Here is a 7,804-nt window from a genome sequence, read left to right on the forward strand (position 1 = left end):
GTTGGTTAGAATACCGGCCTGTCACGCCGGGGGTCGCGGGTTCGAGTCCCGTCCACTCCGCCATATGGGTCCGCCCGCCGTTGGTTTTGCGAACGTTTCGGAGTGCCGGAAGCGATCCACCACATCACATAAAAAGCCGCAGCGATGCACATCGCTGCGGCTTTTGTTTTTTCTGGCCCGGCCGTGCGACAGATGGGGGATGGGGTGCAATCGCAGGCCCACCCGGGCACGCGCGTCAGGGGGTGGGCGTAGTAGCGGGCGCCACGCCCAGGCGCTGCTGCAGGCGCGCGCTGCTGGTGGTGTATTCGAGCGGGATTTTTTGGCCCGCCAACCGCTCGGCAGTGGCAAAGGCCGCCAGCGTGGCCTCGTGGAAGCCGCACAGGATCAGGCGGCGTTTGCCGGGGTAGGTGTTGATGTCGCCCACGGCGTGGATGCCGCTGACGCTGGTGGCGTAGCTCGCGGTGTCCACCACCAGCTGCTTGCGCTCCATCGCCAGGCCCCAGTCGGCCAGGGGTCCCAGGCGGGGCGACAGGCCCAGGCGCACGAGCAGCAGGTCCAGCGGCACGCGCCGGGTGCTGCCGTCGGGTGCCAGCAGCTGCAGCGCAGTAAGGCGCCCGCCGTCCTGTTCGGTGCCGGTGATCTGGCCGATGGCGACCTGGATGCGCCCGGCGTCGCGCAGTGCCCGCAGCTGCTCCAGCTGAGCGGGCGGTGCGTCGAACACATCGCGGCGGTGGAGCAGCGTGAGGCTGGCGGGCGGCTGCTCGGCCGCCGCACAGTCCAGCACCTGCGATACCGCGGGCTCGTCGCCCCCATGCACGACCACATGGCGACCCGCGATGGCGGCCCGATCGTCCAGGCGATAGAGCAGCTGCGTGCCTTCAAAAATGTCGATGCCCGGCACCTTGAGCGCGCGCGGCACAAAGGCGCCGACGCCGGCCGCGATGAAGACGGCGCGCGCGAGCAGCTGCGTGCCGCGCGAGGTCCCGACGAGAAAGCGCCCGCCGGCCTGCGCTGCGAGCTGCGCCACCGATTCGCCCAGGTGCCATTGCGGCGCAAACGGCGCAATCTGCTGCTGCAGGCGCTCGACCAGTTCGCGCCCGCTGCAGTGGGCGATGCCGGGGATGTCGTAGAGGGGTTTGTCGGCGTATAGCTCAATGCACTGGCCGCCGGGCTCGGGCAGGGCATCGACCACGTGCGCCTTGAGCCCCTGCAGGCCGAGCTGAAAAACCTGGAACAGGCCGACCGGGCCGGCGCCGATGACGACGGCGTCGGTCTCCAGTGGCGCAGTGGCGGGGGCGCGGGCAGTGCTCAAGCGGTGCAAGCCGGTGGGGGCGCAGTGCGGTGCGGCAGTGCAGCGGCGCTCAGCGCACCAGGTCCTTGACCTTGCCGGGCTGGCCGTTCCACTCGTCGGCCTCGGGCAGCGCCGCCTTGCGTTTGGTGATGACCTTCCAGCCGGGGGCGTTGGTCAGGTCGGCATTGAGCTTGATGAAGGCCAGCTCGGTGGGGGGCAGGTCTTCCTCGGCAAAGATGGCGTTGGCCGGGCATTCGGGCACGCACACGGCGCAGTCGATGCATTCGTCGGGGTTGATGACGAGCATGTTCGGGCCTTCGACAAAGCAGTCGACGGGACACACATCCACGCAATCGGTGTATTTGCACTTGATGCAGTTTTCGGAAACAACGTGGGTCATGGTTTTTTCTAAGGCGGTGAATAAGTGAAATTTTAAGGGTTTGCACCAAGCGCCTGCGGTGCTGCCCTGCGGGGTGTGGTGGCTCTGCGCCGCCAGCCGCTGCGCGGGACGCGGCGGGCCGTCATGCGGGGGCCTGCGCCGGGTACACCAGGCGCTGGTCGGCGGGCGCGGCGTGCGGCTCCTTCAGGCGGGCCCCCGGCGTGAGGTGGGCCGCTTCGGTGCGGCCCGCGTTGAGGATGTGCTGCACCGAGCGCCCGTGCAGCAGCAGGTAGTCGGCAATGATGCGGCGGTGGCAGCGCCACCACACCGCCTCGGCGCACATCACGGCGCAGCGCTCGGTGCGGCTGCGCGCCAGCAGCGCGTGCAGGCCCGTGGCGAAATCGCTGCTGGCCAGCGCGTAATCGGCATAGCGGCGAAAGCTGTCGTGGGTCCAGAAGCCGTTGGGCGACGGCTCTCCCGCGGCCAGCGTGCGACCGCGCCGTCCGCCGAGCGCAGCCATGTGCACGTAGGCGATGCCATCGGCCGCGAGCGCGAGCGCGGGCGCCAGGGCGTCGGCGTTGAACTGCGGGTAGCGCCGCGAGCCGGTGAGCTTGCGCACATCGACCACGCACTGCACGGCGTTTTCCTGCAGCAGGGCCAGAAACTCGGCGTGGCTGCGCGTGGAGTGGCCGATGGTGAAGATCGGCTCCAGCGGCGCAGTGGTCGGTTCAGCAGGCATGGGCACAGGGTGCCGCAAATGCACGGGCGCCGCCACCGCTGCGGTCAAACACCGGTGTGTTGCCGCGGGTCATGCCTGCAGCAGCACGGCGGCTGCCGTGCGGTGGCTCGCGGTGTCCACCAGAATCAACGACCCGAGCGTGCGCGAGCGCCCGAACGGCGCCACCGGCAGGGGTTCCTGCAGCACCAGCGAGGTGTGGCCGATGGCGTTGGGCGCCAGCTCGGTGGCCGGCTCCTTTGCCAGCGTGTGGACATTGAGGCGGTGAACCACGCGCTGCACCTTGGCCTTGACCCAGCGGTGGCCATGCAGCGCCCAGTACACGCGCCCGGCCACCAGCGGCTCGTCGTCCATCCAGGCGACGGTGGCGGTCAGCTCGCGCTGCGCCGGCCACGCGGGTGCGGGGGCCGGGGCGTCGAAGCCGTCCGCGGCGCTGGCCGCTGCCGGGGTGGGCGCGGCGACGATCCAGTCGCCGCGGGAGACATCGACCTCGCGGTCGAGCACGATGCCGGCGCTGTGGCCGGCCGACACGTCGCCGGGGCGGCGCACGCGGTCGAGCACCTGGGCCACCGTGGCGGCCTGGCCGCTCGGGAAGATCTGCACCGCCGCACCGGGCGCCACGCTGCCCGTGGCCACACGGCCCCAGAACACGCGCCGGCCCTGCGAGGTGTCGCTGGACGCCGAGAATTTTTCCACCCACTGCACCGGCAGCGCCAGCGGCAGATCGCTCTCGGCGGCGGCGCTGGGCAGTTGCTCCAGCAGCTGCAGCAGGCTGGGGCCGGCGTAGCCGCACCAGCCGGCGTGGCGCTCTACCACGTTCCAGCCCTTGAGGGCCGAGACGGGCACGGTGGCGGCGACCGCAATGCCCGCATCCTGGGCGAACTGCAGCAAAGCCGCGCGGATGTGCTTGAAGGCGAGGGCCGGGTCCTGGACGGCATCGAGTTTGTTGACCGCGAACACCAGGCTGGGCACGCGCAGCAGGTGCACCAGCAGGCCGTGGCGGCGGGTCTGCTCCAGCAGCGCCAGGGCGGGCGAGTGCCAGTCGAGCTTGGTGGCATCGACCAGCACCACGGCGGCGTCGGCCTGCGACGCGGCGGTGACCATGTTGCGCGTGTACTGCGCGTGGCCGGGGGCGTCGCCAATGATGAATTTGCGCGACTCGGTGTTGAAGTAGCGGTAGGCCACGTCGATGGTGATGCCCTGCTCGCGCTCGGCCGAGAGGCCGTCGGTGAGCAGCGCCAGATCGGTCTCGCCCGCGCGCTGCACGCCGGCGAGGTGGTCCTGCAGCACCGATTTGCTGTCCACCAGCAGGCGGCCGATCAGCGTGCTTTTGCCGTCGTCCACGCTGCCGCAGGTGATGAAGCGCAGCGCGGAATCATGGTCATTTTGGCCTGAAATGCTTGCTGTGATTGCGCTGGAAGCTATCAAATTGTTCGTTGTCATCTCAGAAGTACCCGTCTTTCTTGCGCTTTTCCATCGAGGCGTCGGAGGTCTTGTCGTCCATGCGCGTGGCGCCGCGCTCGCTCACGTCGGCGGCCAGGGTCTCGAGCACGATGTCGCCGGCCGTGGCGGCCAGGCTCTCGACCGGGCAGGTGCAGGTGACGTCGCCGACGGTGCGAAAGCGCACGCCGCGTGTCTGCACCTGTTCGCCCTCGCGTGCCGGGGTCAGCGGGGTCACGGGCACCAGCAGGCCCTTGCGCTCGACCACCTCGCGCGGGTGCGTGTAGTAGAGCGAAGGCAGGGCGATCTGCTCGCGCTCGATGTATTGCCAGACGTCGAGCTCGGTCCAGTTGCTGATCGGGAACACGCGGAAGTGCTCGCCCGGTTGCAGGCGCGTGTTGAACAGCGTCCACAGCTCGGGGCGCTGGTCCTTGGGCTGCCATTGGCCGAAGCTGTCGCGGTGCGAAAAGATGCGCTCCTTGGCGCGGGCCTTTTCTTCGTCGCGGCGCGCGCCGCCGATCAGCGCGTCGAAGCGAAACTCCTCGATCGCTTCGAGCAGCGTGACCGACTGGTGCACGTTGCGCGACTCGCCCGGGTGCGCCAGGCGCACCGTGCCGCGCGCCATCGAGTCCTCGACGCTGCGCACGATGAGTTCGGCGCCCAGCTCCTGCGCGCGAAAGTCGCGGAAGTCCGTGACCTCGGGGAAGTTGTGGCCGGTGTCGATCATCAACAGCGGGTACGGAATGCGCCCGGCGCCAAACGCTTTTTCGGCGCAGCGCAGCATCACCAGCGAATCCTTGCCGCCCGAAAAAAGCAGCGTGGGGCGCTCGAAGGCAGCAGCGACTTCGCGCAGGATGAAGATGGTTTCTTCTTCGAGCGCATCGAGGTGGCGGTTGCTGAGCTGGTTCAGCGCAGAAAAATCGGTGCGGGCGTTCATGCAAGGGCCTTCGGGGTTGGGGCGGCGGTTTCAGACAGGTTTTGGCTGCGGCCGGACGCTGGCGCATCGACAGTGGGCTGGACATGCAAACCGCACTCCTTGGCACTCTCGTCCTCCCACCACCAGCGTCCCGAGCGGAAGTCTTCGCCCAGGCTGATCGCGCGCGTGCAGGGTGCGCAGCCGATGCTCGGGTAGAACTGGTCGTGCAGCGGGTTGTAGTCCACGCCGTTCTCGGCGATGCAGTGCCAGACGTCGCCCCAGGTCCAGTCGGCCAGCGGGTTGAACTTGGTCAGGCCCTTGCTCGCCACTTCGCTGGTGTCGACCAGCGGCACCTCGGCACGGGCGTTCGACTGCTCGCGGCGCAGGCCGGTAATCCAGCCGTTCTTGCCGGCCAGCGCGCGCACCAGCGGCTCCATCTTGCGGATGGCGCAGCAGGACTTGCGCAGTTCGATGCTGTCGTACATCGCGTTCTGGCCGTGCGTGCGGATGAACTGGACCACGGCGTCGAACTGCGGCCGGTAGACGGTGACGGGCGCGCGCGAGTGGGCCTGCGTGCGCTCGAGCAGCGCCAGCGTCTCGGTGTGCAGCGCGCCGGTGTCGAGCACGAACACGCCGATGTCGAGCTGCAGCGCGTTGATCAAGTGCGTGATGACGACGTCTTCCGCGCCCAGGCTGGACGCCTGCGTGACTGCGCCCAACTGCGCCGCCTCGCGCAGCACGGCGCAGGTCTGCGCGAGCTTCTCGGCATAGCCGGCGCTGGCGCGGGCGTGCACGGCGGTGGCCTTGGCAGCCGCGCCGCGCGCCAGCAGGGTCGGGCTGCCGGCCGTCATCACGCGGCCTTGGCGAAGTGCGGGCGCGGCTGCACTGCGTCGCCCTGGTAGAAGCCGTGGAAGCGGTCGAACTGGCGCTGCGCGTCGGCCGCGTCCACGCCGTCCCTGAGCACCGCCACGTCGAAGCCGCAGCGCGCCATGTGCACCAGCTGGTCGATCAGCACGTCGCCGGTGGCGCGGATCTCGCCCGTGAACTGGCGCCGCTGGCGCAGCAGGCGCGCCTGGCTGTAGGCGCGGCCATCGGTGAACTTGGGAAACTGCAGGTCGATGCGGGTAACACCGGCGAGGTCGATCTCCAGCGGATCGGCGTCGTTCGGCAGTTCCAGCACTTTTTGGCCTGTAACGCTTGCCTGGTGTGCGCTGCTAGCTATTATTTTCATGGTCATGGTCTCAAGGAGGCGGCCGGCGCTCAGGCCGTTTCGGCCTGCGATGTGGCATGGCGCGCAGCGTGGGCGGCGGCTTTGAACGGGTCCATGCCGGTGCGGCGCAGGGTTTCGATGAAGGTTTCGGTGCGCTGGCCCTGGCTCTGGCGCAGGCTGCGATAGGTGTCGAGCACGGCTTCGATCACGTCGGGCACTTCGGCGGCCGAGAACGACGGGCCGACCACCTTGCCGGGCAGGGCCGGGCCGCTGCGCGTGCTGCCGTCGGCGCCGCCGAGCGTGATCTGGTACCACTCCTTGCCGTCCTTGTCGACGCCCAGGATGCCGATGTGGCCGCTGTGGTGGTGGCCGCAGCTGTTGATGCAGCCGCTCATGTTCAGGTCGATGGTGCCGATGTCGTGCAGCTCGTCCATGTCCTGGTAGCGCTCCGTGATGGCGCGCGCAATCGGCAGCGAGCGCGCATTGGCGAGCGAGCAGAAGTCGCCGCCGGGGCAGGCGATCATGTCGGTCAGCAGGCCGATGTTGGCCTGCGCCAGGCCCAGGCGCCTGGCCTCCTGGTAGAGCGCGGGCAGGTCGTTCACATGCACCCAGGGCAGCAGCAGGTTCTGCTGGTGCGTGACGCGCGCCTCGCCGGCGCTGAACTGCTCGGCCAGGTCGGCGGCGGCGTCCAGCACCTCGGCGCTCGCATCGCCCGGCGCGGCGCCGGGGCGCTTGAACGACAGCGTGACGGCGCGCAGCTCGGGGCGCTGGTGCGCAGCCACGTTGCGCTGCAGCCAGCGGTCAAAGGCCTTGTCGCCGCTGGGCAGGGCGGCGACCGGTGCGCCGACATGGCGCGTGAGCGTGGGCGCGACGAAGCAGGCGGCCACGCGGTCGTATTCGGCCTGGGTGATGGTGTGCGGGGCGCCGTCCTGCTCGACGATCTGGCGGTATTCGGCCTCGACCTGGTCGATGTAGCGCTGGCCCTCGGCCTTGACCAAGATCTTGATGCGCGCCTTCCAGGCGTTGTCGCGCCGGCCGTAGCGGTTGTAGACGCGGATCACGGCTTCGAGGTAGTTCATCAGCTGGTGCCACGGCAGGAATTCGCGCACCACCGAGCCGATGATGGGCGTGCGCCCCATGCCGCCACCCACGCGCACCTGGAAGCCGATGCCGGCCAGCGGGCCCGATTCGCTGGCGGCCAGCGCCTCGTCGCGCACGATCTGCAGGCCCACGTCGTACCAGGGCGTGGCGGCGCGGTCTTCGAGCGCGCCGCTGATGGCGATCTTGAACTTGCGCGGCAGGAAGGCGAACTCGGGGTGCAGCGTGCTCCACTGGCGCAGGATTTCGCCGAACGGGCGCGGGTCGGCGACCTCGTCGGGCGCGATGCCGGCGAGCTCGTCGGCGGTGATGTTGCGGATGCAGTTGCCGCTGGTCTGGATGCCGTGCATCTGCACGCCGGCCAGCAGGTCCATCACGTCGGCGCTTTGGGCGATCGGTATCCAGTTGAACTGCACGTTGGTGCGCGTGGTGAAGTGGCCGCAGCCATGGCCCAGCTCGGAGCCGATGCGCTGGCCGTTCGACAGCGCGATCTCGCCCAGCTGGTCCTGCGTCGCGCGCGCGCGCAGCAGCAGGTCCGTGTCGGGCTGGTCGAACTCGCGCGCGATGCGTGCGAGCACGCGCAGCTGGTGGCCGGCCAGCTCGCCATAGGGAACGGCAATGCGCAGCATGGGCGCGTAGCGCTGGATGTACCAGCCGTTTTGCAGCCGCAGCGGTTTGAACTCGTCCTCGCTGAGCTTGCCGGCCTGCCAGCGTTCGAGCTGGTCGCGGTATTG

8 protein-coding genes are annotated in these 7,804 nt (G+C 69.3%); all 8 read right to left on the minus strand.

What is annotated here, in order from left to right; translation table 11 throughout:
- Positions 1 to 235: 235 nt before the first annotated feature.
- Complete coding sequence (locus tag B2J89_RS20210) at positions 236 to 1,312, minus strand: NAD(P)/FAD-dependent oxidoreductase (RefSeq protein ID WP_169170663.1); 1,077 nt, start codon at positions 1,310 to 1,312, stop codon at positions 236 to 238.
- A gap of 49 nt (positions 1,313 to 1,361) precedes the next feature.
- Complete coding sequence (gene fdxA, locus B2J89_RS20215; RefSeq protein WP_169170664.1) at positions 1,362 to 1,691, minus strand: ferredoxin FdxA; 330 nt, start codon at positions 1,689 to 1,691, stop codon at positions 1,362 to 1,364.
- 121 nt (positions 1,692 to 1,812) lie between these two features.
- Positions 1,813 to 2,409, minus strand: coding sequence for a DUF488 family protein (locus tag B2J89_RS20220; protein ID WP_169170665.1), 597 nt, complete (start codon positions 2,407 to 2,409; stop codon positions 1,813 to 1,815).
- Positions 2,410 to 2,478: 69 nt separating this feature from the next.
- On the minus strand, positions 2,479 to 3,849 hold the full coding sequence (locus B2J89_RS20225; protein WP_169170666.1) for a sulfate adenylyltransferase subunit 1: 1,371 nt from the start codon (positions 3,847 to 3,849) through the stop codon (positions 2,479 to 2,481).
- A gap of 1 nt (position 3,850) precedes the next feature.
- Positions 3,851 to 4,783 (minus strand): sulfate adenylyltransferase subunit CysD, encoded by a 933-nt coding sequence (gene cysD, locus B2J89_RS20230; RefSeq protein WP_169170667.1) that lies wholly within the window; start codon positions 4,781 to 4,783, stop codon positions 3,851 to 3,853.
- A complete protein-coding gene (locus B2J89_RS20235; protein WP_169170668.1) occupies positions 4,780 to 5,613 on the minus strand; it encodes a phosphoadenylyl-sulfate reductase in 834 nt (277 codons plus the stop codon). Before B2J89_RS20235 ends, cysD begins: the two co-directional genes overlap by 4 nt.
- Positions 5,613 to 5,993: a DUF934 domain-containing protein gene (locus B2J89_RS20240; protein WP_169170670.1), complete on the minus strand. Its 381-nt coding sequence runs from the start codon at positions 5,991 to 5,993 to the stop codon at positions 5,613 to 5,615. Before B2J89_RS20240 ends, B2J89_RS20235 begins: the two co-directional genes overlap by 1 nt.
- Positions 5,994 to 6,022: 29 nt before the next feature.
- Positions 6,023 to 7,804, minus strand: a 1,782-nt coding sequence (locus tag B2J89_RS20245) for a nitrite/sulfite reductase (protein WP_169170669.1), incomplete at its 5' end; no start/stop codon positions are given.

It is taken from the genome of Acidovorax sp. SRB_24, from assembly GCF_012931925.1.

Bases quoted from the DNA above. Each gene is read 5' to 3' on its own strand.
- fdxA (WP_169170664.1), bottom strand. From the start codon at position 1,691: ATGACCCACGTTGTTTCCGAAAACTGCATCAAGTGCAAATACACCGAT.
- B2J89_RS20220 (WP_169170665.1), bottom strand. From the start codon at position 2,409: ATGCCTGCTGAACCGACCACTGCGCCGCTGGAGCCGATCTTCACCATC.
- B2J89_RS20225 (WP_169170666.1), bottom strand. From the start codon at position 3,849: ATGACAACGAACAATTTGATAGCTTCCAGCGCAATCACAGCAAGCATT.
- cysD (WP_169170667.1), bottom strand. From the start codon at position 4,783: ATGAACGCCCGCACCGATTTTTCTGCGCTGAACCAGCTCAGCAACCGC.
- B2J89_RS20235 (WP_169170668.1), bottom strand. From the start codon at position 5,613: ATGACGGCCGGCAGCCCGACCCTGCTGGCGCGCGGCGCGGCTGCCAAG.
- B2J89_RS20240 (WP_169170670.1), bottom strand. From the start codon at position 5,993: ATGAAAATAATAGCTAGCAGCGCACACCAGGCAAGCGTTACAGGCCAA.